The organism is Desulfosporosinus lacus DSM 15449 (assembly GCF_900129935.1).
GTDB classification, from domain to species: domain Bacteria; phylum Bacillota; class Desulfitobacteriia; order Desulfitobacteriales; family Desulfitobacteriaceae; genus Desulfosporosinus; species Desulfosporosinus lacus.
The window spans coordinates 85,041-109,551 of the sequence record NZ_FQXJ01000018.1 but is presented as its reverse complement, the minus strand read 5'-3'; the positions used below and the strand labels follow the sequence as shown (position 1 = coordinate 109,551).

The window sequence follows — 24,511 nt, the reverse complement described above, 5'->3', positions numbered from 1 at the left end:
GAACAAATCCCGAAAAACATGGTGCCTATTCGTCCCGGTAGAAGTAAACCCCGTAATATGGGGCGTAAAGCTCCTAAGCATTCCCTAAATCAAAAGAGATGTTTGTAACTCACTTTCCGAAAATAATAACCCATTTTGATTAGACGCTGATATCAAGGGCCAGCATTCAAGGACTTGTAAAAATTTAGGCTACTAGTCCCGAGTATGTTATACCATTTTTTAAAAGATGTTTGATTGACTACCCTTTATACTTTAAGCAATCTTTCAAAGATGAGTTTTCGATTAGAGTGAAGGAAATATGTTGTAAATTATTGGCACTATAGCTTACTGACATTGGGATTCTACCCCCACCGAAGTAGAATAAGGAACACCCACTTGAAGAAGTGGGTGTCTCGGAATAGATTAATGGAATAACTGAACCGTTGGATATCGTGACTATTGTTATTTTTATCGACAGACCCGATCCCTGTACTCATATTAGATATTTCTCAACTCGTTCTCTGTATGTCCTCAACGTTTCCTGATCTTGAACAGCCAAAGATAATCAGTGATAAGATTACCGCCAAGTTGTTCACAACGGCAATTTTGACCCAGGCATGGCAGATAACGTTTTGCGTGTTCCCGAAGTCTGGTTACTACGTCCATATCCTCTCAGATTTTGGGAACACGCTGTTATCTGTAGTGCCACGGCCCCAAATTCAGAGCGCGCCACGGACGGCGTGCCCTTGAATATTACTCTTGGAGGTGACGCTTTTGTTTTAGAAGCACCTAGTCATTCAATTACTATTAAGAAAATTAAGTATACGGTTGTTTACAAAATCGGCATTCTCTGGTTAGTCTCCAACTACTTGTCCCAAATTCGAATCCGGATTCGAATTTGGAACAAGCCTTCTATATGATGTTTGTCACACTCGTCTTCTCTTTGTTGAAAAAAATGCCAGGAATCTTTACCCTGACAAAACCGACACATTCATTTATCAAAGATAAACAAAATCTAGGGTTGCAGATAACGTCCCGAGGGTTTGCGACGTCGGGTCACTACATTCATATTCGCTCCGATGTCGCAAACCCTCGGTTATATGCCGTAGTCCGGCTTCGAAGGCTAATCAAAGATTATATCCAACTTTCCGATTTTCATTATTAGAAAACAAAATAAGATTTGGACCATTCATTGTTCCTGTTCCATTATTGCCATTCTTCCATGGAATAGTTGTATAAGATAAAATTGTTTGTCTTTGACCAGGGTATAGAATAAAAGTCCCAGGATCTTCTGAATTCTCTACTCGTGTCAAAATCAAATCCTCTGAAAACCATTCATGAGCAATAAAGCTATCTGATGGAATTTTGATACCAAATTCTATTGGATTATTTCCATAATTCGTAAGAGAAATTGCGCCAATTGTCACAAGTTTCTCATTGTCTAATGAGCTTCTAATATTAAAAGAACTGTTTCTAGAGTCATATTCAACTGTAGCTAGACCGCTCTGCATTCTAAAATAAACCGGTTTTACTAGAGACACAACTGACGGAGTAATTATAAATACCAAAAGTAGTAGTACGATAAGTTGTCGACTAGACATCACCCTTCTTGCTTCAAGACATCCGATAATAAATAATACAAAATAGATTATTATGGGATAGTGAAACCCAGTTTGACCATTGGACCATGGGGATATACCAAACCCCAATAATATCTTATCACCGATTGAAAATCCTGTTTCAGTAGTATGTCCTAAAAAAATAGCGAAGAAAATTAATAGCACCGAAATTATCTCCTGCCTTGTAATTTTCAATTATATCCCCCACTTTATTCTAAAATTTTAATCTACATTATGATAATTCTTCAAAGAAAACTCCGAAACTGACTATGGCATATAACGGACGGGTGTTACCGAAGCGTCCCAACCGCATTCATCATCCTCTAGTTTCGGTAACATTGTGTTTAGGCGGAGTGTCCTCTCTTCGGAGGATAGCTCCAGCCCTCCCTCCTAACATTTTACATTATTCTGCAACCATGTAATTATCACCTTCTGAATTGGAAAAATCGGGCATAATATAATTGAACAACTATTCGGAAGGTGGTATGATATGGACAAGAAAGAAGATAAAGTTAGTAAGGAGGAGGAAGATATGTTACCTGCTTTGCAAGAACCTATCTATAAAACCTCTAAGACAGACAACTTAAAACAACGAGCCGAGATTAGAAAACAAAGAACGGATTTACGACACGAAGCAACAAAGAGCGAAGTGCAAAAATACAATGAACTTTTTAAGGATTTGGAAGAAGAAACATATATAACGATTAAGTGATATGGAGAGAAAGAGTAGTGGCAGAGCTTCTTAGGGGAGAAATATATTTTATCAAATTCCCATATACTTTTGATCGAAGATATCCCGACGGAAAGTCGAAGTTCGTTTTAGTTCTTCAAGAAGGAGAATATTTTAAAGATTATAATACTGTTGAAGTTTTATTAATAACGAGCGATGCCGAAAGTAAAGGCTTTCTTACAAATGTCACCATCGAAAAAGGAACTACATTGTTAAAAATAGAATCTTATGTTATTTGCGCACAACCCTATGGATGAAGTTGATGAAGCGATCTACATTGGACTGTGCATGGATCAACAAAATATGGAGTAGAATTCTTTAAGACCTCCCCAAGCTGGGGGTCTTTTCTCATTCTCATAAAAACGAGGACGTAAAACATTAATGACATTATAATCACATGCAAATCGTTCTTAAAGAAGCAGGATAAGAATGCTTGGTTAGGACATTTCGCCTAACGTTCTGAGGGTTTGCGACGTCGAGTTCTATAAGGAGTTAAAGCGGCAAAAGTGATTACTGAAGGCGAATACGGTTAGTAAATTTCCCATTTGAAGAAAATCCTAATCAATTTCTTCCGCGACCAGTAATAGTTATGAATGTTGATTTGCCTCAAATTCTTTCAACCAAAGTCACTAAACATAATCCAAAAGCTGCTGATCGGTATGATACCCCTATTCAGTATTGGAAAGAAGCAAATCTTAAACATCCTTCAACAGCAAGAGTATCAAAGACCGTACCTCTAAAGTTATCAAACTTTATTCACTATATTGGTAGAGCCAATTTCAATGATCTATTGAAAATTCAAGAAATGTATACAGAATTTTTCTTTAAACATATGTAAGACCTCCGTAGTTTTTGAATTTTTATGACCAAGAAGTTCCTGAATATATCTCAAGTCGGTCCCACTATCTAATAGGTGTGTTGCAAAAGCATGCCTCAAAGATTGAATTGAGACATCTTTTTTTATTCCAGCTCTTTTATAGGCTGATTCAAAAACTTTCTGTGCATCCCAACAAATCTACTTCTGACACCTAGAACAATACACCGTGGTCCTCCCAGCGAGACGGATCCTTTCTAACACTTGTCCACAGAGTTTACAGGGTTCCCCGCCCCGTCCGTAAACTTGTAATTCCCGTTCAAAGGACCCCTTTTCCCCGTTGGCATCTCTGTAATCTCGAAAGGATGTTCCTTGAGCATCAATACCCGCTTGGAGGACGTTTTGAATGGCTTGATGGAGTTTTGAGATTTCCTCATCGGATAGAGTATCTACCCTGCGTTCGGGAGATATCCCTGCTTGAAAAAGGGATTCATCCACATAAATGTTCCCCAAGCCTGCTAGGACATGCTGATCTAGCAAGGCTGCCTTTACAGAAATCTTTTTCTTCCTCAAACGCTCCTTCAAGACATGTGGTGTGAATTCCAGTTCCAAGGGCTCCGGTCCGAGCTTAGACAGGGAAGAGTTGCTAAAGCACTGTGAGGTGGGTATAGCTTGAATACGCCCAAATTTCCGCACATCTGAGAAATGCACTTCCCCTTGTTCCAAACCAAAGACTACATGAGTATGCTTCTCAGGTTCTCGTTTTTCAGTATAGTAATTTAAGCGCCCGGTCATTCTCATATGCGCGATTAATGTCAAATCTTCATCCAACCTAATTAAAAGGTATTTGCCACGACGGTCGATTGTTTGAATTCTTCGGCCAGTGACTAAATCCTCAAAGGATTGATCTTCCCAACTGCAGACTGCAGAAGACCATATAAGTCTAACTTCTTTGATTTCTAGATTAATAACATGCTCTGCTAATGTTCGTCGAATAGTCTCAACTTCAGGGAGTTCTGGCATATTCTTTCCTCATTCCTTAATCCATCATCTTCATTTCAGAGTAAAAGCAGTAACCAATTGAGGCTACATTACCTACCCACCTACTCCAATTAACAAATAATTAACGGGACAATAAATAACAAGTTTTCAGCAAACTTTCAGTTTAGCTTCAGCCTCGTTTCAGTTTAGTTTAGTAATATTTAGCTTATTCGGTTTTAGGGAGGCTTACATATTAATGAACGTATCTTCAGTTTCTTCAACATCTAACAACTCATATACCTCTGGAAGCAATATTGATGTAAAACAACTATCAAATCGAATCAAACAACTTCAAACCCAAATAGAAACTGTGACTCAGAGTAAGGATGATGATAAAACAAAACAGGAGAAGATCCAATTATTACAAGCTCAGATAACTCAACTTCAAAACCAAATACAAGCAAAACAATCCACCCAAACTAGTAATAGCGCACAAGAAGCTAACACTAACACTAACACTAACACTAACACTAACACTAACACTAACACTAACACTAACACTAACACTAACACTAACACTAACACTAACACTAACACTATTATTTTAAGCGATAACAAAATTGATATACAAGCTTAACGTATAAGTTAATCCAATGGCCTAGTCGATCGTCATTCAGTCCTAAAATCAACCACTTCATAGATATTTGGAAGTCCCCTTAACCGACCTAATACTATAGTGCCCTCCCATGGTAGAAAAATCTTCTGCCATGGGAGGGCAATTTTTTGTACAATCTCTTATTAATTCGTGTGAAACGGCTGCATATCATACCAATTCGGTCCGACTTTACATTCCACCGTCATCGGAACCGAAAGTGGATAAGCAGTTTCCATTTTTTCCTTTAGCATGTGGGCAACACTCTCTAGGTCCTCTGGAGCTACTTGGAGCAAAAGCTCGTCATGTACTTGGAGAAGCATAGTCGCCCGAAAGGGTTTCAAGCCTTCTGCTACTTTAAGCATGGCTAATTTCATAATATCTGCTGCCGTACCCTGCACCGGTGTGTTCATTGCAATCCGTTCCCCAAACTGTCGTTGAACTCGGTTAGAATGTAGCAACTCTGGGATACGCCGCAAGCGATTTAAGAGGGTACGAACTTGACCGTCTTTTTTAGCCTGTGTCACAACATCCTCCAGATAGCGTTTGACTCCACTATAGCGTTTAAAATATTGCTCAATATAGAACTTTGATTCTTTGCGCGGGATTCCTAAATCTCTTGAAAGGCCAAACTCTGTTAACCCATAGACTAACCCAAAATTGACGGCTTTGGCACTTCGCCGCATGTTCGGTGTCACTTCATCGAGAGAAATGCCAAAGACTTCTGCTGCGGTTCGAGTATGAACATCCTGTCCCAGGGCAAAGGATTCACAAAGGAGGGGATCTTGCGAATAGTGAGCTAAAATTCGAAGCTCAATCTGAGAATAATCAGCAGATAGCAACACCCATCCAGGTTCTGTAGGATGAAAGACTTTTCTTAGCAGTCGTCCTTGTTCCAGTCGAATTGGGATGTTCTGTAAATTAGGTTCTGTACTCGATAAACGACCGGTTGTCGTCACGGTTTGCTGAAAAGTGGTATGAATCTTGCCATTCTTCGCTTGAGCAAGTAGCCCATTTACATAAGTAGACATCAATTTATTCAACTGCCGATAGTCAAGAATTTTCTCTACGACAGGGTGGGCTAAGCGCAGTTCTTCCAATGTCTCCGCATCCGTGGAATAACCCGTCTTTGTTTTCTTAGCCGTAGGCAGGCCTAATTTCTCAAACAGTATTGTTCCCAACTGTTTGGGAGAATTAATATTAAAGGTTTCCTCAGCTAAAGCATAAATATCTTGCTCTAACTGTCTTAAGGTCAAACTTATTCCTTCCCCAAAAACCGTCAATTGCTCGGAGTCCACGGCGATTCCATGATGTTCCACTTGAGCGAGCACCATGCATAGAGGTTCTTCAATTTCATGGAGCAGGTGTGCCAGTCCCAGGGAATGAATTTCCTCTTCAAACTTCGGGGCAACTTGAGCTAAGGCTGCCGCTTCTTCCCCAACGTTCACGAAAGCGGCTTGATTAGGAACATATTCTTTGACCAAATCCAGGGGGGCAAATTTTGGGCGTGAGGATTTAATTAGATAGGATGCCAAGCTTAGATCTAACGTAAGACCCTTCAAGGAAACGCCTTCGTTAGTGAGTAGTAAGGCCACAGTTTTACTGTCCGCCAAGATTTTAGGGACCTGATCACTCCCCATCAATTTCAGCCACGCCTCGCAGACCTTTTCGGATGCCCCTTCACGTGTCAGCGTAAACGTCTCTCCTTGGGCAGCTACTCCCCATTCCAACCAGCGCCCTCCTTGTAAACCCGTTCCCTCATATCTGCAGGCTAAGGTGAGTGAGATGTTTTTAGACTGCCACTCTCCAATCTGAGCAAGCCATCCCTCTTCAGTCAAGGTACGTTCAGGCCAATTTTCCAACGACTCTTCCTGGCATTCACTAAGGGGTCCTTCGTCGTCCTTATGACGTTCATGCCATAACCGAGTCACATTCCTGAGATCATATTTTTCCAAGATGGGAAGCACTTTGGCCGCTTGGGAACGGCGATAAACGAAATCCTCGCTGGAAAACGCCAGTGGGACCTCCGTCAACATCGTCGCAAGGGTTTTGCTGAGCATCGCCTGATCTGCATACTCCTTCAAATTACTCTGTACTTTTTTCCCTGATACTTTATCAGCGTTTGCCAAAACGCCCTCAACCGTTTCAAATTCCCAAAGTAATTTCAGCGCGGTCTTTTCTCCGATTCCTGGAACCCCAGGGATATTGTCCGAAGTGTCACCCATTAAACCCTTAAGATCAATAATTTGCTGGGGGCGCAATTGGTAACGTTCCCATAAGGTCGTTTCATCATAACGTTCAACTTCACTGATTCCCTTTTTGGTCAGGAAAATGTTCGTCCTAGGGGAAATGAGTTGCAGGGCATCTTTATCCCCTGTATAAATCTGAATCTCCATCCCCTGGGCTTCTGCTTGTTTGGTTATTGCAGCAATCAGATCATCTGCTTCATATCCTGCCAGCTCGAGCATAGGCACGTCCATTTCAGTTAAGATTTCTTTGAGGTAATCAAATTGTGGGCGCAGTCCTTCCGGGGTTTCTTTGCGTTGCGCTTTATACCCGGCGTATTGTTCAATCCGAACTGTTGCCTTAGTTTTATCGAAAGCCACCACCCAGTAATCTGGATGTTGCTCTTGTTCTAATCTAAAGAGCATAGTCAGAAAACCATGCAGAACATTCGTTGGTCGTCCATCGGCCGTTGTTAGCGGCGGCAGAGCATAGAAAGCACGATTTGCCAGACTGTTTCCGTCTAAAATAACCATCCGCGGCATCCTGAAAACCCCCATTCTTTATCAGTTTACTATATCACACCCTCTAATTTCTAACAAACAATAGCAATGCTTTTCAAACAATGTTTATAGTCCGAGATTCTATAGTTAAAAATCATTTTAAGCGTTTTTGCCCTTGCCGAAGCTATGAATGTGAGGTGCCTTATTTAGATTGTTTTTCCAATCCTGACTTTTTGGGATTGACTCTCAGGGCATACATTGATAGGATTTGTTAGTTGCTATTACATAATCTCAAGAAATTAACTACTCCTTACTTCATGAAAATAATTCCTATCAAGGTTTTGTCATAGATTTATTTCCAATATGCAGGTTTAGGTTTCATTCGTTGTTAACATAGAAGGAGGGGAACTTTAATGTCTGATAAACAGGTTCGTATGCTCATGGTGCTAACCAGTCTTCTTTGGTCTGGCGCATTTATTACCGGAAAATTCTCCGTACAGGAGTTTCCACCCTTCGCCTTGACCTTCTTTCGCTTTCTCTTTGCATTGCCTTTTATTTTCACTATCTTGTATCTCAAAGAGCCAAAAAATCTTTTCCCGCACGGTAAACAGTGGCGGGCACTTCTCCTACTTGGATTCGTTGGCACATTTTGTTATCATGCCTTATTTTTTACGTCGTTAAAGTATACCACGGCGATCAATTCATCTTTGATCGGCGCCATCAATCCAATGCTCACGACCCTTTTGGCGGCCATGTTCTTCGGGGAACGATTAACTCCTTTAAGAGTATTTGGGATTTTTCTGTCTTTCAGTGGGGTCTTTCTCTTCATTACAAATGGGGATCTACAGGTAATGTCCCAATTTCAAGTAAATCATGGGGATTTTCTGATGCTGATCGGGGTCTTTTGCTTTGCAACCTATGCGCTGCTTAGTCGGAGATATATGAAGCAATATCAACTTACGCCTTTCATGGTTACAGCCTATACGTTCTTGATCTGTGTTGTAATTTCCGTGCCTTTTGTTGTGTGGGAAAATCCTGCCACCTACTTATCGGCAACGACATCACGAGGATGGCTCTCAATTTTGTATATGAGCGTTTTTGCTTCCGTATTGGGCTACCTTTTCCAGGCAATTGCCATTCAACGTATTGGTGCTCCCCGCACCGCCGTTTTTATTAATCTAGTACCTATCTTTACAATTATCCAGTCTGTGACAATCTTAGGTGAATCGATCACATTAATTAAATTAATGTGTGCTGGCATTGTAATCATTGGAGTTTATTTGGCGACGCGGCCGGAATCAAAAGTTTATCCTATGAAAGTTCATAAAAAGGCAGTATGATTTCCCCACAATCTAGAAAAAGGAGAACAATATAAAAGCATGAGCCTTCCACCACTTTTTGTGCGGAAGGCTCATGTTTTTGTTTACAGTTTACAGTTATTATCTTCATAAAAGCAATTGATTTATGAAAAAAACATAAACTTTCAGCATCCTTTCAGCAAACTCTCAATATTTTTTCAGCTATAGGCTATATAATAATTTCCAATTCAGGTAGTTACTACAGGTTAAATACTCTGAAAAGTTTAGATTGTTTCCGAGGGAGGCTTAAGATGAAGTTACTTCTAATAGATGTTGAATCCAAGTTCTCCAAATCACTCAGCCAACTTTTAAAAAAGGAAGGCTATGTAGTTGATAAAATTACTGATAGTGAAATCGGGCTTGAGATGGCCATCTTTGGCTCTTACGATCTTATTGTTTTAAATTTGCTACTACCAAACTTTGATGGAATAACCTTTGTTAAGGAATTACGGATTCAAGGTATATCTACTCCCATGTTATTACTTACCCCTAATGATAATATTGAGGATATGGTTAACTGTTTGGATGCGGGTGCCGACGACTATTTGGTTAAGCCATTTTGCACAGAGGTGCTTTTAGCTAAATTGAGAGCACTTTCAAGAAGAAAAAGCAAGGAAATAACAGAGAATGAACTCACTGTAGCTGGATTAGTGTTAGATACCTCAAAGTGTTTAGTAACCCAAGGAAGTAATGTTATTAAATTAAGTGTCAAAGAGACGTTATTGTTGGAGACTCTCATGCGAAACTCAGGAAATGTGGTTACTAAGGAACGTATTTTCGAGAGACTCTGGGGTTCAAATTCAATAAAGGAATTTGCGAATGTTGATCTTTACATATGTTATCTCAGAAAAAAAATTGGCACTGTAAACATAAAAACTGTTCGCAGCGTAGGCTATTACTTGGAGAATATAACATAACTATTAAAAACAAAAAAGACTCCTCTTCATAGGAATCGAGATTCTATTTTGAGACAGACGATCATGATGAAGCATCTCCACATGTGAAAAACGGGTTGTACCCAAAAGTTTACCTAGTGACAATAAGCCCACAACCATACAAGCCCATCCAAACTGGACAGGCTTGTTTTATTATGCTTCTTTTTAAGGCTACCTTTAAAGCAGCCCCTTCTCTTATGCTAACGTTTTATCTGCGCCTAACGCTGATAAGCCTGTCTAGCTGTTTCAAACGTAGCCATAATCGTATTACCTTGGTCTTGGGTAATGATTCCACCTCTGATCAGACTGGCTAAAGGATCGGTCTGCTCAGATCTTTCTACATTGGCTTGGGACTCTATAGCTGCTTTGAGCGCCTCTTCAATGGCATCCTTTTGGTCCTGCGTAATAGTTCCGCTAGTCAACAAGCTATCCAAAGGATCTGTCTTAGGGATCTTCTCAGATTGCGACTTTCGAGCTTCTTCCAACGCCTCTTTTATTGCATCTGCCTGATCTTGAGTAATTGTGCCGCTTGAGACTAAGCCGGCCAAAGGATCGGTCTTTGAGTTGTCACTTATTGTGTCAGTTTGGGACTGATTAGCAAAGTGTTGCTGCATAGCAGCTTGAAGAGTACTGGCAATAATATCTTCCTGATCCTCAGTAATTGTTCCATCAGAGACCAAGCTATCCAATGGATTGATCTTGGAATCTTTTGCAGCTTGCAGAGCTTCCAGACTAAACTCAGCACTATCTAGAGTCGAGACAGTACTACTCTGCTTCTCCATAGCTTGACGACGTTGCTTTGCACGTAATTGGGCCTCTAAAATGTCGCTAAGGCTTTGGGTAGTGCTAGTACTACTTATTGCTGAAATACTCATTAATAAACTCCCTTCTTCTTAAATATTTGTTTCTTGGATTATCTTCCTACGTAGTATTTATCGACCTTAAAGCTTTGAGTTGTCTTTGAAATTCAAGATTTTCCTCAGAATTATGTTAAAGAAGCAAGAACTTGTGTAAATATATCTTGGGATTGGCCTGCAGGAGCAGGTTGATTGCCAGTTGGTGCACCGCTTTGAACCTTTTCTCGATCTTTTACTTGAGTCGTACCATCTGGGCTCTTACCGTTCGGATTTCCTTTCTTAGTATTAGTACTTAAAAAAGTCTTTTGCTGCTCAGTGAAGACTGCGTTGATGGCATCGGCTTTTTGTTGGAGGAATTCTTGACTTGGATTGCTAGTATCAATTAAAAGCTGCAGAATCGGTTTGATACTGTTTTTCTGATCGCTCGACAGAACCATTTGCTGGTTTTCTTGGAGAAGTCGTATGCTCATTGTGGCTTCTATGGCGGGATTGAGTGCTGGTTTTTGGTCATTCTGACTCTGATTTTCTTGACTAGATGTTGTATCCTGTGTTGCAGCTCCATCAGCTGAGGAAGTTGATGATTGTATTGATGATGTGTCAGGTGAAGAGGTCACTGCTTTTGTTCCACAGCCACCTACTCCAAATACGGATAATGATAATAATATACCGACGACTAGCCAGGGCTTTCTAGTTGTTTTTTTTACTTGACTTAAATTCATCATAGAAAATTTCCTCCTTTTATCCTTAGAAAGGCATATAAAGTTATTGATAATCAAGTACGTTTATCAAGATCCGTCCTCCTATTGATCGAAACCCTCCTTCCTCTGACAAATCGTATAAAACCTTAAGCAGGTATACGAACAACAGATCATTGAGCGAAGCATAGGGATATTCCCCAAGAGTACTGGCAAAGAGTTCGAATATCCAAAACCCATTCTTATTTAGGGAAAAAGGCATCACAATGCTATGGCAGTCATCAGACCTGAAACCATAGCTTTCATCCAACTCTTCACTGATTTTTGCCTGATTAATTTGTTGAAATTTCTATGTGTTATGTTGTTGATGAATCCTCGTTAATCTGATTTCCTTTGCCTCCTCAAAATTCTAATGGAAAGATACATCCCCGAAATGGTCAGGACGATCATACTAATCGCTGCTAGATCTATCACCCATGTGATGTTGAGATTACCAAGTTTACCTTCATGCAACCCTTTCACGAGGCCCATTAGACTATTATCTGCTTCTTGATTTCTTGAACCTCCGCGTCTCAGATCAATCGTTTCGGATTGAGTTTTCCCTTCCAGACTAGAACTTAGTGCATTAGAGCCCGCAGAATTCTGACTTGACGAACTCTGATTTGCTGTTATCTGACCTTGATCTGAAGTTGATATACTATCATCATCTGAAGAAGTGGTCCTAGAATTCCCTTCGATAATTGGGGCTCTTGATTCCATTCCCATCAGAGAAGGATGAGCCAGCATTAACCCGGTTACAGCTTCCATGAGAATAATGATTGAAGTGATTAATCCGATCCATAAGTGTAAATTGCGCATTTTACGAAACACTATTGCTTTCCCTCATTTCATTAAACTTTTAAACAAAAATTAATAAGCCACCACCCGGTATTACTATAAATCCCGCTCCTGAATCTTACCTAAATGCCACCTGAATGTTGCTTGAGTGTTTCCTGAAAATCAGCTGAAATGGCTCATTCAATCCATAACATTTAGATTTCTTTGGTTCCTAGATTTCTTGCGAAGTGCTATAATGTTCATAATCATTCAGCAATACTCTAGTATTACTAGGAAAGCTAGTTATGAGAAGAGGGGTTTTTATGGAGTCCATTCTGGTATCCGGCGGGGCTGGGTATATCGGCAGCCATACTGTTAAGACATTGTTAGAGCAGGGTTACAAACCCGTTGTTCTTGATAATTTAGTGACAGGGCATCGGCAATCGGTTGCAAGCAATGTTCCCTTTTTCCAGGGAGACATCGCAGATTCACTTCTAGTGCGAAAAATAGTAGAGCAAGAGCACGTCAGTGCTGTTATCCATTTTGCTGCTCGGAGTTTGGTTGGGGAATCCGCAGAAAAACCTGACCTTTATTTTGAAGAAAATACTGCCAAGACCAACCGCTTTGTAAGCACACTCCTCGAATCCGGAGTGAAACGACTGATATTCTCGTCTACGGCGGCAACCTATGGGATTCCTGAAGAAATTCCAATTCCAGAAAGTGCACCTACTATACCGATTAACCCTTACGGTTTTTCTAAACTCATGATTGAACAGTCTTTTTCTTGGTTAGAGAAAGCCTATGGTCTTGAGTGGATTGCTCTGCGCTATTTTAATGCTGCCGGAGCAGCTTTGGACGGTTCTCTGGGAGAAGACCATATGCCTGAAACTCATCTTATTCCTTTAATCTTAAAGGCGGCTCTGGGGCAACGACCGGGAATAAACATCTTTGGTACAGACTATTCTACCCCCGATGGGACGTGTATCAGAGATTATATTCACGTCCTCGATTTAGCAAAGGCTCATATACTAGCGCTAGAAGCGTTGGGAAAAGGGACTCAAAGCGGCGTTTATAATGTTGGTACCGGTTCAGGGTTTAGTGTTAGAGAGGTCATAGAAACTGCCCGCCGAGTTACAGCTCGAACGATTCCGGTGGTGGAATCCCCTCGCCGTCCAGGAGACCCTGATAGGCTTGTAGCAAAAGTCGATAAAATTAATACTCTTTTAGGCTGGAGCCCACAGCACAGTTCCCTGGAACAAATCTTAGAGAGCGCCTGGGCTTGGCACCTGAGCCATCCTAATGGATATGAGAAATAGTCATATGAAAACTTGCCTGACGCAAAGCTAAAGGCACCGACTATATCTCAAACCAGGACGTTCGAGATATAGTCGGTGCCATGATTCAATCAAGGCTGGTTAAGGTTAGTAAAATCACAAAAGGTAGCTATGCTATTTGCACGGCTACCTTTTGTGGTTTCTTGACAAGTATTAAGGACGTTATTCGGGACAAGGCTGTGGAAACCATACATAAAATGCGGTTCCACCCTCCGCAAAACTTTCCACTCGAATCGCACCTCCATGAAGCTCCACAAGTGATTTAGTAATAGCAAGCCCTAATCCGGCTCCTCCATATTTGCGAGTCCTAGAAGAATCACTTCGATAAAAACGGTCAAATAATTTAGGCAAATGCTCTGAGGGTATGCCTGAACCGTTATCTCTTACACTTAACTCCACGCCGCCCGAAGCATTCTCCAAAGTAACTTGGATATCTCCTTGTTCAGGATCAGTATGCTGTACGGCATTATGAAAAAGATTCAAGATAACTTGTTTCATTTTATCTTCATCAAAGCGACATCTCAAATTTGAAGTAAGTTTTAGACTGACTTTGCGATTCCCCGCTAATAACCTTAATTGCGGTGCCATGCCCTTAATAATCTCGTCCAGTTCTCCCTCAATTAGTTGGACGTTTGGTGAGCGATCTAACTTAGCAAGCTGAAGCAAATCTTGAATTAACTTTTTCATCCGTTCAGATTCTGTATACATGCTTGTCAGAGATCTGTTCAACTTATCCGGCTGGTTCATAGCCCCACGAAGCAACACCTCTAAAAATCCGTGAATCGAAGTCAAAGGAGTACGAAGCTCATGAGAAGCATCGGCAACAAACTGCCGCATCCGTTCTTTTGCCTCTTTTTCCGCTTCAAAAGACGTTTCCAGTCTTTCAAGCATTCCATTAAACGAGTCTGCCAATCTGTCAATTTCTTCTTGACCTTGATCACTCGGTAAACGTACAGCAAGATTTCCGGCGTCGATTTGTTCCACCGTCTCCACCATTTTAGACAAAGGAACCAACGTTTTTCTAAGCACAGAAATAAATGCTAACAAACCTCCTATTAGAGCAAGCAAGGAGATCAATAAAAACGTTAATAATTGCCGAGTTAAAATATCTCTTAAAGGTTTTGTCTCTAAACTAACTTGAACTACTCCCAGCAATTGATCTCTAATCTTCATTGGCTGAAGAACGATCAATTGCTCGTTTGACGTTGCTTGTTCTATGACTTTAAATGTCACTTCATGTTTGGAACGCAGGGCATCTTGATAATCTTTTTCATCCAGCTTAGGAGGGGCTTGACCATCAATAGAAGAATTCGAAAGGACCGATAAGGTTCCGTACGTATCATAGAAGGCAATTGTGGAGTCTTGCAAGAAGAAAAAGGGAGTACGACCATGGCCGTTACCAAATTGTCTGTCACCCAAAGCATCTCCCAATGCATTACCAGTCATTTTATCAGGGCCCTCATCTTTAATATCCCACGCTAATCTCTCCCAGGCATCAGGAGGAATTGCTAGAATCTGACTTTGCACACTCAATGCTTTATTTCGATATAAAAAATCTTGCATGAAGACATATTGAAACAAGCCGATGATCACCAACAACCCAGCCATAAGCAATAACGAACGAGATAAGAGCTTAAAGCGAAGTGAGTTTGTTTTCATTACAGGTCAACCCGATATCCCGCCCCGCGCAAGGTACGAATTAAACGATGATCTTTATCATTTAATTTTTCCCTGAGCGACCGAATATACACCTCTACGATATTTTCATCCCCGCCAAAGTCATAACCCCATACTTTATCTAAAATTTTCGCTTTGCTTAAGACCAAGCCGTGATTAAGCACTAAAAATTTAAGCAGCTCATACTCGGTGGTTGAGAGTTCTAACACCCTTTGTTCGTAAAGGATTTCTTTGCGCCTATCGTCAATTCGGAAAGCTCCCAGCTCAACCTCTCCTATAAGATTAGGGAATTGATTTCGTATTCTAGCCTGAATACGTGCCAGCAATTCCTCAAAGCTAAAGGGTTTCATCATATAGTCATCAGCACCGAGCGTTAGTCCTTTCACTCGGTCATCTACTTCGTCTTTAGCTGTCAGCATAATAATGGCGACATTCTCGGTTTTCTTGAGCATTCGACATACTTCAAATCCGTCCATGCCTGGCATCATGACATCCAGAATAATTAGATGGGGCTGAAATTGCTTAGCGAGCGTTACCGCTGTCATCCCATCTTGAGCCGTTTGTACCTCAAACCCTTCCTCTTGAAGACCCATCTCTAAAAATTGTAAAATATTCGGTTCATCATCGACTAGCAATAGTTTAATTCCTTTTAATTTCTGCATAATCCTTTGGGCTCCTTTACAATACTTCAAAAACTAACTTTATCATGTTATAGCGCTCTAGCAAAATCATTTGTCTTCTGCTGGTGTCTAACTCATTTTCTTAGCTTAAGCCTAATTATGTAATACTAGGTTGAATTAAAACTGAAGAAAAGCTGAAAGTTTCCTGAATCATATACTAACATCCCAATCCATGTCAATAAATACCACCTACAGCATACACATGGATCTGCCCATGAATTTTTCTTCAGTTAGTTAACACAGAATATCATGCTTTCTTAGAAGTATGATATTCGGAAAAATCTAGCTAATCATACTTATTCATGATAATCTTCAAGTAAGTTCATTCATTTCTTAAGGAAAACCTTTTGGATCTTTAAACTAACGAAATAAATCAAAAACGATAAAGTGAGGGAGCACCATGAATAAACCCCAAAAAAGTATGAAAAACACACAAAAAAAGAAGTCAATCAAAAATATCTGGGATTACATTGCATCAATCGCCTTTATTCTTGCCGGAAGTTACTATCTTGCAACTCAGCGACCAAGTCAAGGAGCCATCTATATCCTCGTCGGTCTATTTTTCATTTTTATAACAAGAACACGCGGAAATAAGAAGAAATAAAATATAGCTACTTGAATCCAGGAAATAATCTTGCTATAACCGCTATACCCCACACCTTGCTGATCCGGTGTAGGGCATAGCGGTTATTTATCAATCCCCGGTCCTTTAACTCCAGAAACCATGACGCTAATTCAAGAACCATCCTATAAAAACAATAGTGTAGTAGCGTAATTCTTGAAAGGCATTAGCACAATTTCTTGCATCTAGTTATTATAGTTATCTTGGGTAAGCGCTTTTTTTGCTTTATGTCTGGACAAATTAAATGACTGCCACTCTTGATCTTTAGCTAACTCACTTTGCTGTTCCGATAAATATTGTTTGAGATCAGAAGGAGTATTTTCCTCATCTAGGAGCTTTACTAACACCGGTATGCTGTCATACGACAAGTTCCTCAAATAGTGAGTATCCAGCTTACCCGTTTCAATATACCTTTCAATATTATTTTTCGCTATCAACACATCAATGTTCACAAAATTAAGAATCAAATACGCCATTAAAGCAATCACGATATAAGGCTTGAGGAGAGAAACATGTTCATTCCATATTTTGTAAAGGGCTATCACAAACAGTATAAATAAGAAAATCATGAAGCTATGAGTTAAAACTCTTAAATATGTATACCCATAGGCCGCCTCATAGAGTGACATTCTTAAAAATGCCGAAGAAAGTATGACCATGGTGCTGAGAACAAGCAAAGAGTGCAAAATACGTACTGTCCTAGCTGCTAATTTACCATCTGTTTTGGTGAATTTAAGACTGCTCAGCAAAAGTGTAAAGTTGATCAAGGTAACCATTAATAACTCGAAAAAACCTCTTCTGGCATACTCTGCATATGTAAAATCCGGTGGCAAAGCATTATTGATTGCTCCAAACATATAGGCAAACTGAATAAGTATAAATACTAAGTAAACACAATTTATAAGACTTAATATCGTTATAGAGATTATGGGATCCCAAATAGTTCTGTTGTTTTCCAGTGCCCCTTGCTGTATCTGCGTTTGTACACTGGCATTGGATTTTAAAAAGCTCCATGTATAGCTAAATACAATGATACTAATTAGCAGCACTAGCAATCCCTGTAATGGAAAATCACTCAAGTTTATACTGCCAAAGGAACTTAATACCTCATCGATGAGATGCTTGAAAACTTGGTCCGCTGCAGTAAGGAGAGAAATGACGATCATTAAAAGCGGAATAGAAATCGCTAAACCGATCAGGACCTTCTTTACAACATCATGCTTTTCATTGCTCTTTCTAATACGCATAGAACTTAATCCCACTATAAATGGTTTAGCAGTGTTGCCAAAGGCCCGATTAAAAATTCCATAAAGGATATCCCTAAGAAACCTTGTATCGAACCATTTGTATTTGTTTTCCCCATTTATCAATATCGTTTGCGCGATTATTAGAATCGGAATTATTAAGAAGTTAAACACGGCAAATATCTGATTAGAAAAGAGAAAATAGGCTGAGGACAATGCCATAATAGGGATACTCAAAAACCAACCAAAATCGTATTTAAAGGTTATTTTCCGTCGCAAATTTCCTAAGAAAACCAGATAAAAAGCAATAACAAAAAGCGGGTATGAAATCCCTAGCGGTTTTTTATAAAACAAAATGTCAAAAATCACGCCTAATAAGACCGAAGAAGCTAAGAGGTACAGATCTTCCTTTTTTACGTTAGTTTTGCTAGACTCCTCGTTTTGGACTATCATTAAATCCTCCATAATTTAACCCCCTTCAAAAAATTCATTACTTTATACAGTATCGTCCTCTTCATAGGCCAAAATATCTCCTGGTTGGCAATGTAATGCTTTACAGATTGCCTCAAGGGTAGAGAAGCGAATTGCCTTTGCCTTATTATTTTTTAGAATTGATAAATTTGCTTGAGTAAGGTCTATTTTCGATGCCAGTTCAGATGAGCTGATCTTTCGTTTTGCCATCATTACGTCCAAGTTTACGATAATTGACATATCTTAGCCTCCATTATATTGTCAAATCATTTTCTTCTTTCACAAGAACGGCCTGTCGGAAAACTTCCGCTAAGATAATCGAAAAAAATCCTGTGATGATAAAAACCATAGTTACAATAATAGTTAGAAATGAATTGTAAAAAATTATTTTAATAACATAACAAGCTGCGATTAATAAACATGAAACAGCAATTCGGTTGAGACTCTGAACATTATTTATAATAAAGGGATTTCTCTTATTTAAGTTCTTTAACAGCTTTCTTATTTCATTGACGACCACCAATGCCAAAATACCTGTTATGAAGAGAAAACCTAATAAGAAATTATAATTTTCACTCGTTCGAGTATACATTAGTCCTAAATACCATTTCAAAGCAAATGGCAAGCTCAGGAAAATACCAATTCCGCCTAAAAAAATCAGGTCCAAGATATGTTTAACTATGCCTGAAAAACCTTTCCGATCTAAAATAACCATGCTTGCAAATCCCCCCATAAACAATTTTACAACTAAGTATAAACAATTATTTTCTATTAATCAATATTTTATTATCGTTTATCAATATAATTTTATTGATAAACACGTTTTGCCTATCCATATTATTAGTTTATAAACTCAATTGAAAGACGAGATGCCACTTTGTAAAACGAAATGCACTCTTTGAAACCGACAACTGAATATTTGTAAACGAAACGCCATTTTTGTAACCGAAATGCAGTATGATTTATTCGTTTTTTTGGCGTATCATGAGAAAAATGGGCATGCCCAGTGGAGATCGACTCCCACTCGATTTCGTAACTTCGTACAAACTTCATACAATGAGTTGAAGAAAAAAAAGTCTGATTGTAATTGACAGACCGTCAATTACAATCAGAGATAAGGACACGAGTTTCACTAATTATTAGTGATTATTAACCGTTTTATTCAGATCCTCAATTAAGCTTGCAACATCGATTCCATGAGCCAAAGCTCCTTGTTCAACATTTTCAAATCGGGCTGCCATGCAACCAAAACAATGCATTCCATATTTCTCAAAGACCTGGACAGTTTGTGGGTATTTCTCTACAACGTCAGTAATCGATTCAGATCCTGTAATCATAGATGTTAACATCTCCTTTTCGATATAATCATGTTCAATGATAAGAGATTACAGCAGATAGATAAGTATCTCTTCTTTAATGTATCCGGAACTCAAAATTTAACTAACATCTGATCAGCCAGTTTTTACCTAAAGTTCACATGTTACCTACTAGTTATGCAGAAAATGCCTATTGGTTTAAATTTCAAAATATGAAACTTTCAAACATGAAAAAGGGGTATATATTATTCCTTCGCAAAAAAGCAGAAAGAATCGTATACAATCCCTACGACATAGGAGATCGGTTAATAACCGATTCCCTAAAGTTTGGAAAGGCTCTTTCTGAGGGATTAAGTGAAACGGCTAAAATAAATGGAGCGTTAGGTCTCGCTAGGAAATACGGCTTATTAGGGGTTTTATCATTTACCGAATATAGGACTCACAAAGAAGATTCATTCGATTCAGGATGGACCATCGCCCTGGTTGGTGATGATGGTGGATTTATGGGTGAAAAATCATTTCAAAAGTATATTTATGAGTATTTTCCATTACCTGATCGACAGCCACCAATAGAGTTTGATCAAGATGTGCAAAAGAGTTTCTTGCAATACAACATTAATTATTCAGAACGTGTCGGCTGGATTGCTCGAAAAGCACACGACCTATATAGAAACTTTAAACATATAACGGATTTTAAAAATACTATGGAAATTGAGAACCTCCCTGATAAGGAATATATGGATAAATTGTTCGACTGCCGTTTTAAAATTAAAAATATCGATTTTGCTATTTGTTATGATGAGCAAAAAGGCGCTTACCTTAATTGGGAAGCGGATAATTTACAAAAAATGCTGGATATTATATATGCTTTAAAACTAATTGATAAGAAGACGGGATTATCTACTTGTGAAAATTGTAAAACCCCTTTTTTTAAACATAGAAAAGATATGAAATATTGTTCTGATGATTTCGGGAATAGTTACCGTGTATACCGGGGGTTGAGCGAATTTATACAACTCCATATAAATGCTAGATTCACATTCGAATCCCGTCGCCTCGACCATTGAAAATAAAAAAAGATCTACCTTTCCTAATTTAGTTTTATAAGTTTCATAATACTGTTATCTTTTCCGCCCATAAGTGGAGCTAATATGTTATTGCACCGCACGAATTGCGGGTTGTCTGATTTTCGACCATATAAAATTTGATACACAGTATTACTGATTATATCAACCATCTGCAAACCTAGCTCTTCTTCAGAATCTTTAAACTGCAAACCGGTTTGGAATATTTTTTTTAGATTAATACAATATTCTCCGTCATTGGTGTAGTAATTATAAATAAATGGATGTTTTTGCTTCCAAGTATCAGGAACCTCTAAAGTAGTTCCATGTGCTATTGTTTCACCATGCATAAACGGCAAAAGATTGCTCTTCAAATACTTCTCCATGCCGGACATTTTCCCGGGCAATTTCCTGTCAAATGTAAATTCGTATACATCAAAATTTTTGGCGTATTTCCAATCAATATAATACACAATTGAATACTGAATGACATCTTTCATATGGTCAAATGTTATTAAGGCTTGTAAAAACTCTTCATCACATAAACGGCCAGAGTATTCCGCAATCTTAATTACTTTATCAAAATGTTGTAGTATTATTGGCGCATTCCCTCCCTTCGATATATATAATTCTTTATTCTTTCTCAATGTATCGGCCTGCAACAATCTAAATTTCGCCAAATCATTCTGAGAGCATAGGTCCGAATCAACACCTGTGACCGCAATAGTAAAATCATTTCTGTTCTTGTATAAAAATTTGCAAACCCGTTCCCTTTGGTCTAATGTCAGGTGAGCTCCTTTTATTTCAGATTTAATATTGTATCTTTTACTAAAGGTTTTAAGAAAATAGCACATTTCATCATAAATGGTATCCGTACAAATCAGACTAACAACAGTACTGATATTCGAAGGCCTTTTCAGATAAAAGTCTCCAGACTCATCGGTGAAAATCTTCATAAAATGCCAACCTCATTCTTTGGTTTCCTTATCAAAATGCAAGGTAAACTCTATAATAGTAAAGTGAGAAATCAGTAGATAATATAATCACCCCAGATCTACTGATTTCTCACTTATGCTTAAATATGCCCAAGTACTTCTAACCAAATAAAGACGCAAATTTCAACTCAATTGATCCATCATCTCATAACTTTCTTGCGAAGTAAGGGGAAAGCAGTCTCACAAATATAAAATGGCCCAGCGTACTGGGTTTTTCATTTTTCTGCAAAAATAGTCGTATAACCATTAAGAGTGTCGCTGGGTAGGGATATCAACTAAGCTGTCGAAAGCTAAAGTTTAATAAAGAAAGGGGGAGTTTTTTATCTTTAAGCATTCACAATACGTTCCAATTCTCAAGTGGAAACAAGGTGAAAGAATTGCCATAAGACATCTTAGAGAAGACATAAAGGATAAGTTGTGCCCAGTCTTTATGGTTTTACCCAATAATGAAGCTGAAAACTTTATTCAAGAAGTGATTCATGAGTGGGGAGAAAACAGAGCTTTTTATATGGATTTCCATTCTAGCTTTAGTGACTTTATTGAGCAAAATACTTTTATCAGCTCATTACTTTCAGGAGATCAAAAAATAGCCCCTATTCCAATTGTTTCGCCAAATAAAAACGAGGAGTATTTCGAAATTATTAAAGATAGTTTTTCAATGTTAGACCATGGTATTGCAATAAGATTAACGATTCAAGATTTTGACGATGCTGTATCTGTAATTACCGACATATTGGACCAAACTGGCAACTTAAGTAACCAAAGTATTGATCTCATTATAGATTTAGGTCAAATACTTCTACCAACAGATGTGATAAAGTCATTTGCCAGCGTAGTGAATGACTTATTATCAAAGGTTTCAGTATTTAAATTTAGAAGAACAATTGTCTGTGGATCTTCATTTCCGGAATCTCTAAGCGTACGCCAAGGTAAAATATCTAGCATCCTCCGCATTGAATGGGCTGTATGGAAAGAGGTCATAAAAAAATTCCCGGATACAGAATTTGGAGACTATGGAGCGGATGATCCCAAAGACCCTACTATAGACCACGTAGTCACGATGGTTCCTACAATACGTTATACTCACGATGAGTCCTGGTACATCGTAAGAGGTACCTATGATCGAAGAGCCCCTTATGATTACGCACAATTTCATAAATTGTCGAAAATTCTTATTGCTCAAGACGCTATTTATTGCGGGAAAGACTTTAGTAATGGGGATTTAAGAATATTTGAATGCGCTAACAAAACTTGTTCAGTAACGAAATGTAACCATGGTAACCTATCAACATGGGTTCAGATTGCAGTTAATCACCATTTAACGTACGTTGCACTCCAGGCCTCCAGTTCTGCCTCTTCTTAAGACACGCTCTGACATATACCTTAAGCTCAGATACTGGGACTATTTCCGCCAACAAATCCCATATCTTAAAACGTGGGAGCTTGTTAACCTTTTTATCTAACTCATAACGCTGTACCAAGTGCAGAAGCTCCTCTCTCCAAAGAAATTGAGTTAGAGAAAATGCATCAACATTGTCGTTAATTTGTGGATTACGTACTGGTTGTAAGAACAAGTCTAATGAATCCACGTAGGTGGCAAGGCTAATACCCCACCAACCTGGAACTAACGAGAATACTTTATCCAAATGTTCGCTACCTGTAACAATTGTAACGGTATCGAAAACTCTATTGTAAGTTTCAATTTGTCCCGGTAGCCTCCCTAAGGTATCTTTGTCGCTTTTTATTTCGTATCCGTGGAGTGATCCATTAACAACAGCAATATCAATCCTTGCCTCACCTTGGCACACTCCTAATTCATCTATAATTAAGGTGTCTATGTCATAGGCAAATTCCTTATCGAGTTCTCTATGCAATATATCGCGGATATCGATGTCTCTAGTTTTCACTTTTGTTCACCCCTCCGCTTTCTAATGTACTATTTATCTTATTATTATATCTTAGCTAGTCACTGTCAATGTTTAAAATATGCTTAGATACTCGAATCTATAGTCGTTATACGAGTGTTACTTCTCAGCTTTCCTTTAAAAAGTGTCTGAATACCACAACGTAAGTGCCTGTTCGTATGCATTCGACCCCCTTGGAGGTCATATCAAGATAGGATTTCCATTACAATCTATTTTAAAAAGAGGAGGGTTAATTTTTGACTATACCTGAAAAAGACTTTTACCATGGTGCCGTTCTAGCGGCGATTACAGAGGCAGAACGCTTTACGTCCATAAATAAAGGTGCCTCACCTAACAAAACCATCATCCCAGGCCTATTTACTTAACCATGACAAAGCATTTTTTATAAAGCATACCACAGTCAAAAATAACAATGCATGGAGATTCACCTTTCCGCCAGATCACCAAAGAACTGTAAGGGAACTATTTGATGCATACGGAGAAAAATCATTTATTGTTTTTGTATGCGAAAGTGAAGCTATTTGTATTGTTAATTTCGGAATTTTTTCCTCTTGTATTGATTTAAATTATAAAGATCAGGAGTGATTTGAGATCTGGAGACCAGATGGAGGAAGCTTCCGTGTTCGTGGTATCTCTGGAGACCATGGAAGGACAGTCCCTCTTAATGCTTTCCCTAAGGTTCTTTTTGAATAGACATTACCCAAGCCCTTCGGATGACTTAGTACTTAAAGATGAGTCCCTCCAAAATAGGAGCTGGCCGGGCTTTCGCTGTGTCTTATGTTTACGCTTTCTTTGCATATCTGACTATTATTAAGTTCATGGCCATTTTAAGGGTTTTTCTAAATTCACATGTATTCAGAAAACAAAAAAAGGCCCGAAGGCCTTGATTTTACTGTGGTGGGCGAGGGGGGACTTGAACCCCCACATACTCACATATATCGGATTTTGAGACCGACGCGTCTGCCATTCCGCCACTCGCCCATATATAATTCCGTCAGATGAATCATGACGGCCTAGTTAT

The 24,511-nt window shown here is 38.9% G+C and carries 27 protein-coding genes and 1 tRNA gene; 12 read left to right on the top strand and 16 right to left on the bottom strand.

Going from position 1 to position 24,511, the window contains the following annotated elements:
• Positions 1 to 596 precede the first annotated feature (596 nt).
• Positions 597 to 899, top strand: coding sequence for a hypothetical protein (locus BUB11_RS28065; protein ID WP_143187673.1), 303 nt, complete (start codon positions 597 to 599; stop codon positions 897 to 899).
• Positions 900 to 1,106: 207 nt separating this feature from the next.
• On the opposite strand, the gene BUB11_RS20515 is transcribed toward BUB11_RS28065, so the two are convergent.
• Positions 1,107 to 1,793 carry a hypothetical protein gene (locus BUB11_RS20515; protein WP_073031819.1) on the bottom strand — a complete coding sequence of 229 codons (687 nt, stop codon included), beginning with the start codon at positions 1,791 to 1,793 and terminating at the stop codon, positions 1,107 to 1,109.
• A 295-nt stretch (positions 1,794 to 2,088) separates the two neighbouring features.
• Here BUB11_RS20515 and BUB11_RS20510 point away from each other — a divergent pair, with 295 nt between their 5' ends.
• From BUB11_RS20510 to BUB11_RS27190, 3 genes are all read left to right on the top strand, one after another.
• Positions 2,089 to 2,310, top strand: a complete 222-nt coding sequence (locus BUB11_RS20510) for a hypothetical protein (protein WP_073031817.1) — start codon at positions 2,089 to 2,091, stop codon at positions 2,308 to 2,310.
• Positions 2,311 to 2,327: 17 nt separating this feature from the next.
• Positions 2,328 to 2,585, top strand: coding sequence for a type II toxin-antitoxin system PemK/MazF family toxin (locus BUB11_RS20505; RefSeq protein WP_073031814.1), 258 nt, complete (start codon positions 2,328 to 2,330; stop codon positions 2,583 to 2,585).
• Between the two features lie 332 nt (positions 2,586 to 2,917).
• Positions 2,918 to 3,166 (top strand): PemK family transcriptional regulator, encoded by a 249-nt coding sequence (locus BUB11_RS27190; RefSeq protein WP_200797961.1) that lies wholly within the window; start codon positions 2,918 to 2,920, stop codon positions 3,164 to 3,166.
• Here BUB11_RS27190 and BUB11_RS20495 read toward each other — a convergent pair.
• Together BUB11_RS20495 and mutM are read right to left on the bottom strand one after the other, a co-directional pair.
• On the bottom strand, positions 3,116 to 3,343 hold the full coding sequence (locus BUB11_RS20495) for a tyrosine-type recombinase/integrase (RefSeq protein WP_084110426.1): 228 nt from the start codon (positions 3,341 to 3,343) through the stop codon (positions 3,116 to 3,118). The two genes, BUB11_RS27190 and BUB11_RS20495, sit on opposite strands and share 51 nt — an antisense overlap.
• A complete protein-coding gene (gene mutM, locus BUB11_RS20490; RefSeq protein ID WP_073031811.1) occupies positions 3,344 to 4,165 on the bottom strand; it encodes a bifunctional DNA-formamidopyrimidine glycosylase/DNA-(apurinic or apyrimidinic site) lyase in 822 nt (273 codons plus the stop codon).
• A gap of 214 nt (positions 4,166 to 4,379) precedes the next feature.
• Between mutM and BUB11_RS27650 the strand changes: the two genes are divergently transcribed.
• The gene (locus BUB11_RS27650; protein WP_159436960.1) at positions 4,380 to 4,760 is read left to right on the top strand and encodes a FlxA-like family protein; all 381 of its coding nucleotides are present in this window, start codon (positions 4,380 to 4,382) and stop codon (positions 4,758 to 4,760) included.
• Positions 4,761 to 4,921: 161 nt separating this feature from the next.
• On the opposite strand, the gene polA is transcribed toward BUB11_RS27650, so the two are convergent.
• Positions 4,922 to 7,543: a DNA polymerase I gene (gene polA / locus BUB11_RS20480; RefSeq protein ID WP_073031809.1), complete on the bottom strand. Its 2,622-nt coding sequence runs from the start codon at positions 7,541 to 7,543 to the stop codon at positions 4,922 to 4,924.
• A 371-nt stretch (positions 7,544 to 7,914) separates the two neighbouring features.
• On the opposite strand from polA, the gene BUB11_RS20475 reads away from it, so the two are divergent.
• Positions 7,915 to 8,841: a DMT family transporter gene (locus BUB11_RS20475; protein ID WP_073031807.1), complete on the top strand. Its 927-nt coding sequence runs from the start codon at positions 7,915 to 7,917 to the stop codon at positions 8,839 to 8,841.
• A 269-nt stretch (positions 8,842 to 9,110) separates the two neighbouring features.
• Positions 9,111 to 9,776 (top strand): response regulator transcription factor, encoded by a 666-nt coding sequence (locus tag BUB11_RS20470; protein WP_073031806.1) that lies wholly within the window; start codon positions 9,111 to 9,113, stop codon positions 9,774 to 9,776.
• 236 nt (positions 9,777 to 10,012) lie between these two features.
• Here BUB11_RS20470 and BUB11_RS20465 read toward each other — a convergent pair whose 3' ends face one another.
• The 3 genes from BUB11_RS20465 to BUB11_RS20455 all read right to left on the bottom strand — a co-directional run bounded on the left by BUB11_RS20465 (position 10,013) and on the right by BUB11_RS20455 (position 12,216).
• A complete protein-coding gene (locus BUB11_RS20465; RefSeq protein WP_073031804.1) occupies positions 10,013 to 10,669 on the bottom strand; it encodes a hypothetical protein in 657 nt (218 codons plus the stop codon).
• A gap of 110 nt (positions 10,670 to 10,779) precedes the next feature.
• Positions 10,780 to 11,373 carry a hypothetical protein gene (locus BUB11_RS20460; protein WP_073031802.1) on the bottom strand — a complete coding sequence of 198 codons (594 nt, stop codon included), beginning with the start codon at positions 11,371 to 11,373 and terminating at the stop codon, positions 10,780 to 10,782.
• Between the two features lie 351 nt (positions 11,374 to 11,724).
• Positions 11,725 to 12,216 carry a PepSY-associated TM helix domain-containing protein gene (locus tag BUB11_RS20455; protein ID WP_073031800.1) on the bottom strand — a complete coding sequence of 164 codons (492 nt, stop codon included), beginning with the start codon at positions 12,214 to 12,216 and terminating at the stop codon, positions 11,725 to 11,727.
• A gap of 269 nt (positions 12,217 to 12,485) precedes the next feature.
• On the opposite strand from BUB11_RS20455, the gene galE reads away from it, so the two are divergent.
• Positions 12,486 to 13,478 (top strand): UDP-glucose 4-epimerase GalE, encoded by a 993-nt coding sequence (galE, locus tag BUB11_RS20450; RefSeq protein WP_073031798.1) that lies wholly within the window; start codon positions 12,486 to 12,488, stop codon positions 13,476 to 13,478.
• A gap of 180 nt (positions 13,479 to 13,658) precedes the next feature.
• Here galE and BUB11_RS20445 read toward each other — a convergent pair whose 3' ends face one another.
• Entirely contained in the window at positions 13,659 to 15,155 is a 1,497-nt protein-coding gene (locus tag BUB11_RS20445; protein ID WP_073031795.1) for a sensor histidine kinase, read from the bottom strand.
• Positions 15,155 to 15,835, bottom strand: coding sequence for a response regulator transcription factor (locus BUB11_RS20440; RefSeq protein ID WP_073031792.1), 681 nt, complete (start codon positions 15,833 to 15,835; stop codon positions 15,155 to 15,157). The genes BUB11_RS20445 and BUB11_RS20440 overlap by 1 nt, the downstream gene beginning before the upstream one ends.
• A gap of 418 nt (positions 15,836 to 16,253) precedes the next feature.
• On the opposite strand from BUB11_RS20440, the gene BUB11_RS20435 reads away from it, so the two are divergent.
• The gene (locus BUB11_RS20435) at positions 16,254 to 16,457 is read left to right on the top strand and encodes a hypothetical protein (RefSeq protein WP_073031791.1); all 204 of its coding nucleotides are present in this window, start codon (positions 16,254 to 16,256) and stop codon (positions 16,455 to 16,457) included.
• A 203-nt stretch (positions 16,458 to 16,660) separates the two neighbouring features.
• Here BUB11_RS20435 and BUB11_RS20430 read toward each other — a convergent pair whose 3' ends face one another.
• From BUB11_RS20430 to BUB11_RS20415, 4 genes are all read right to left on the bottom strand, one after another.
• Positions 16,661 to 18,184, bottom strand: a complete 1,524-nt coding sequence (locus BUB11_RS20430; protein WP_073031789.1) for a DUF4153 domain-containing protein — start codon at positions 18,182 to 18,184, stop codon at positions 16,661 to 16,663.
• A 30-nt stretch (positions 18,185 to 18,214) separates the two neighbouring features.
• The gene (locus BUB11_RS20425) at positions 18,215 to 18,430 is read right to left on the bottom strand and encodes a helix-turn-helix domain-containing protein (protein WP_073031787.1); all 216 of its coding nucleotides are present in this window, start codon (positions 18,428 to 18,430) and stop codon (positions 18,215 to 18,217) included.
• A gap of 13 nt (positions 18,431 to 18,443) precedes the next feature.
• Positions 18,444 to 18,905 (bottom strand): DUF2975 domain-containing protein, encoded by a 462-nt coding sequence (locus BUB11_RS20420; RefSeq protein WP_073031786.1) that lies wholly within the window; start codon positions 18,903 to 18,905, stop codon positions 18,444 to 18,446.
• Between the two features lie 424 nt (positions 18,906 to 19,329).
• Positions 19,330 to 19,527, bottom strand: a complete 198-nt coding sequence (locus BUB11_RS20415) for a DUF1858 domain-containing protein (RefSeq protein WP_073031784.1) — start codon at positions 19,525 to 19,527, stop codon at positions 19,330 to 19,332.
• Positions 19,528 to 19,667: 140 nt separating this feature from the next.
• On the opposite strand from BUB11_RS20415, the gene BUB11_RS20410 reads away from it, so the two are divergent.
• Complete coding sequence (locus BUB11_RS20410) at positions 19,668 to 20,573, top strand: hypothetical protein (protein WP_159436959.1); 906 nt, start codon at positions 19,668 to 19,670, stop codon at positions 20,571 to 20,573.
• A 23-nt stretch (positions 20,574 to 20,596) separates the two neighbouring features.
• On the opposite strand, the gene BUB11_RS20405 is transcribed toward BUB11_RS20410, so the two are convergent.
• Positions 20,597 to 21,526, bottom strand: a complete 930-nt coding sequence (locus tag BUB11_RS20405; RefSeq protein ID WP_073031780.1) for a DUF3800 domain-containing protein — start codon at positions 21,524 to 21,526, stop codon at positions 20,597 to 20,599.
• Between the two features lie 361 nt (positions 21,527 to 21,887).
• Here BUB11_RS20405 and BUB11_RS20400 point away from each other — a divergent pair, with 361 nt between their 5' ends.
• Entirely contained in the window at positions 21,888 to 22,928 is a 1,041-nt protein-coding gene (locus tag BUB11_RS20400; protein WP_084110424.1) for a beta family protein, read from the top strand.
• Here BUB11_RS20400 and BUB11_RS20395 read toward each other — a convergent pair.
• Positions 22,873 to 23,472: a sce7726 family protein gene (locus tag BUB11_RS20395; protein ID WP_073031777.1), complete on the bottom strand. Its 600-nt coding sequence runs from the start codon at positions 23,470 to 23,472 to the stop codon at positions 22,873 to 22,875. The genes BUB11_RS20400 and BUB11_RS20395 overlap by 56 nt on opposite strands.
• Positions 23,473 to 23,726: 254 nt before the next feature.
• Between BUB11_RS20395 and BUB11_RS28860 the strand changes: the two genes are divergently transcribed.
• On the top strand, positions 23,727 to 23,855 hold the full coding sequence (locus BUB11_RS28860) for a hypothetical protein (protein WP_282434028.1): 129 nt from the start codon (positions 23,727 to 23,729) through the stop codon (positions 23,853 to 23,855).
• A 530-nt stretch (positions 23,856 to 24,385) separates the two neighbouring features.
• Here the strand turns inward: BUB11_RS28860 and BUB11_RS20390 are convergent.
• Positions 24,386 to 24,471, bottom strand: a tRNA-Leu gene (locus tag BUB11_RS20390).
• Positions 24,472 to 24,511 lie beyond the last annotated feature (40 nt).

Excerpts from the sequence above, each read along its gene's own strand:
- BUB11_RS20510 (WP_073031817.1), top strand. The coding sequence starts at position 2,089 with ATGGACAAGAAAGAAGATAAAGTTAGTAAGGAGGAGGAAGATATGTTA.
- BUB11_RS20465 (WP_073031804.1), bottom strand. The coding sequence starts at position 10,669 with ATGAGTATTTCAGCAATAAGTAGTACTAGCACTACCCAAAGCCTTAGC.
- BUB11_RS20420 (WP_073031786.1), bottom strand. The coding sequence starts at position 18,905 with ATGGTTATTTTAGATCGGAAAGGTTTTTCAGGCATAGTTAAACATATC.
- BUB11_RS20440 (WP_073031792.1), bottom strand. The coding sequence starts at position 15,835 with ATGCAGAAATTAAAAGGAATTAAACTATTGCTAGTCGATGATGAACCG.
- polA (WP_073031809.1), bottom strand. The coding sequence starts at position 7,543 with ATGCCGCGGATGGTTATTTTAGACGGAAACAGTCTGGCAAATCGTGCT.
- BUB11_RS27190 (WP_200797961.1), top strand. The coding sequence starts at position 2,918 with ATGAATGTTGATTTGCCTCAAATTCTTTCAACCAAAGTCACTAAACAT.
- BUB11_RS20430 (WP_073031789.1), bottom strand. The coding sequence starts at position 18,184 with ATGGAGGATTTAATGATAGTCCAAAACGAGGAGTCTAGCAAAACTAAC.
- BUB11_RS20415 (WP_073031784.1), bottom strand. The coding sequence starts at position 19,527 with ATGATTACAGGATCTGAATCGATTACTGACGTTGTAGAGAAATACCCA.
- mutM (WP_073031811.1), bottom strand. The coding sequence starts at position 4,165 with ATGCCAGAACTCCCTGAAGTTGAGACTATTCGACGAACATTAGCAGAG.
- BUB11_RS27650 (WP_159436960.1), top strand. The coding sequence starts at position 4,380 with ATGAACGTATCTTCAGTTTCTTCAACATCTAACAACTCATATACCTCT.
- galE (WP_073031798.1), top strand. The coding sequence starts at position 12,486 with ATGGAGTCCATTCTGGTATCCGGCGGGGCTGGGTATATCGGCAGCCAT.
- BUB11_RS20445 (WP_073031795.1), bottom strand. The coding sequence starts at position 15,155 with ATGAAAACAAACTCACTTCGCTTTAAGCTCTTATCTCGTTCGTTATTG.
- BUB11_RS20405 (WP_073031780.1), bottom strand. The coding sequence starts at position 21,526 with ATGAAGATTTTCACCGATGAGTCTGGAGACTTTTATCTGAAAAGGCCT.
- BUB11_RS20475 (WP_073031807.1), top strand. The coding sequence starts at position 7,915 with ATGTCTGATAAACAGGTTCGTATGCTCATGGTGCTAACCAGTCTTCTT.
- BUB11_RS20435 (WP_073031791.1), top strand. The coding sequence starts at position 16,254 with ATGAATAAACCCCAAAAAAGTATGAAAAACACACAAAAAAAGAAGTCA.
- BUB11_RS20425 (WP_073031787.1), bottom strand. The coding sequence starts at position 18,430 with ATGTCAATTATCGTAAACTTGGACGTAATGATGGCAAAACGAAAGATC.
- BUB11_RS20470 (WP_073031806.1), top strand. The coding sequence starts at position 9,111 with ATGAAGTTACTTCTAATAGATGTTGAATCCAAGTTCTCCAAATCACTC.
- BUB11_RS20460 (WP_073031802.1), bottom strand. The coding sequence starts at position 11,373 with ATGATGAATTTAAGTCAAGTAAAAAAAACAACTAGAAAGCCCTGGCTA.
- BUB11_RS20410 (WP_159436959.1), top strand. The coding sequence starts at position 19,668 with ATGTTACCTACTAGTTATGCAGAAAATGCCTATTGGTTTAAATTTCAA.
- BUB11_RS28065 (WP_143187673.1), top strand. The coding sequence starts at position 597 with ATGGCAGATAACGTTTTGCGTGTTCCCGAAGTCTGGTTACTACGTCCA.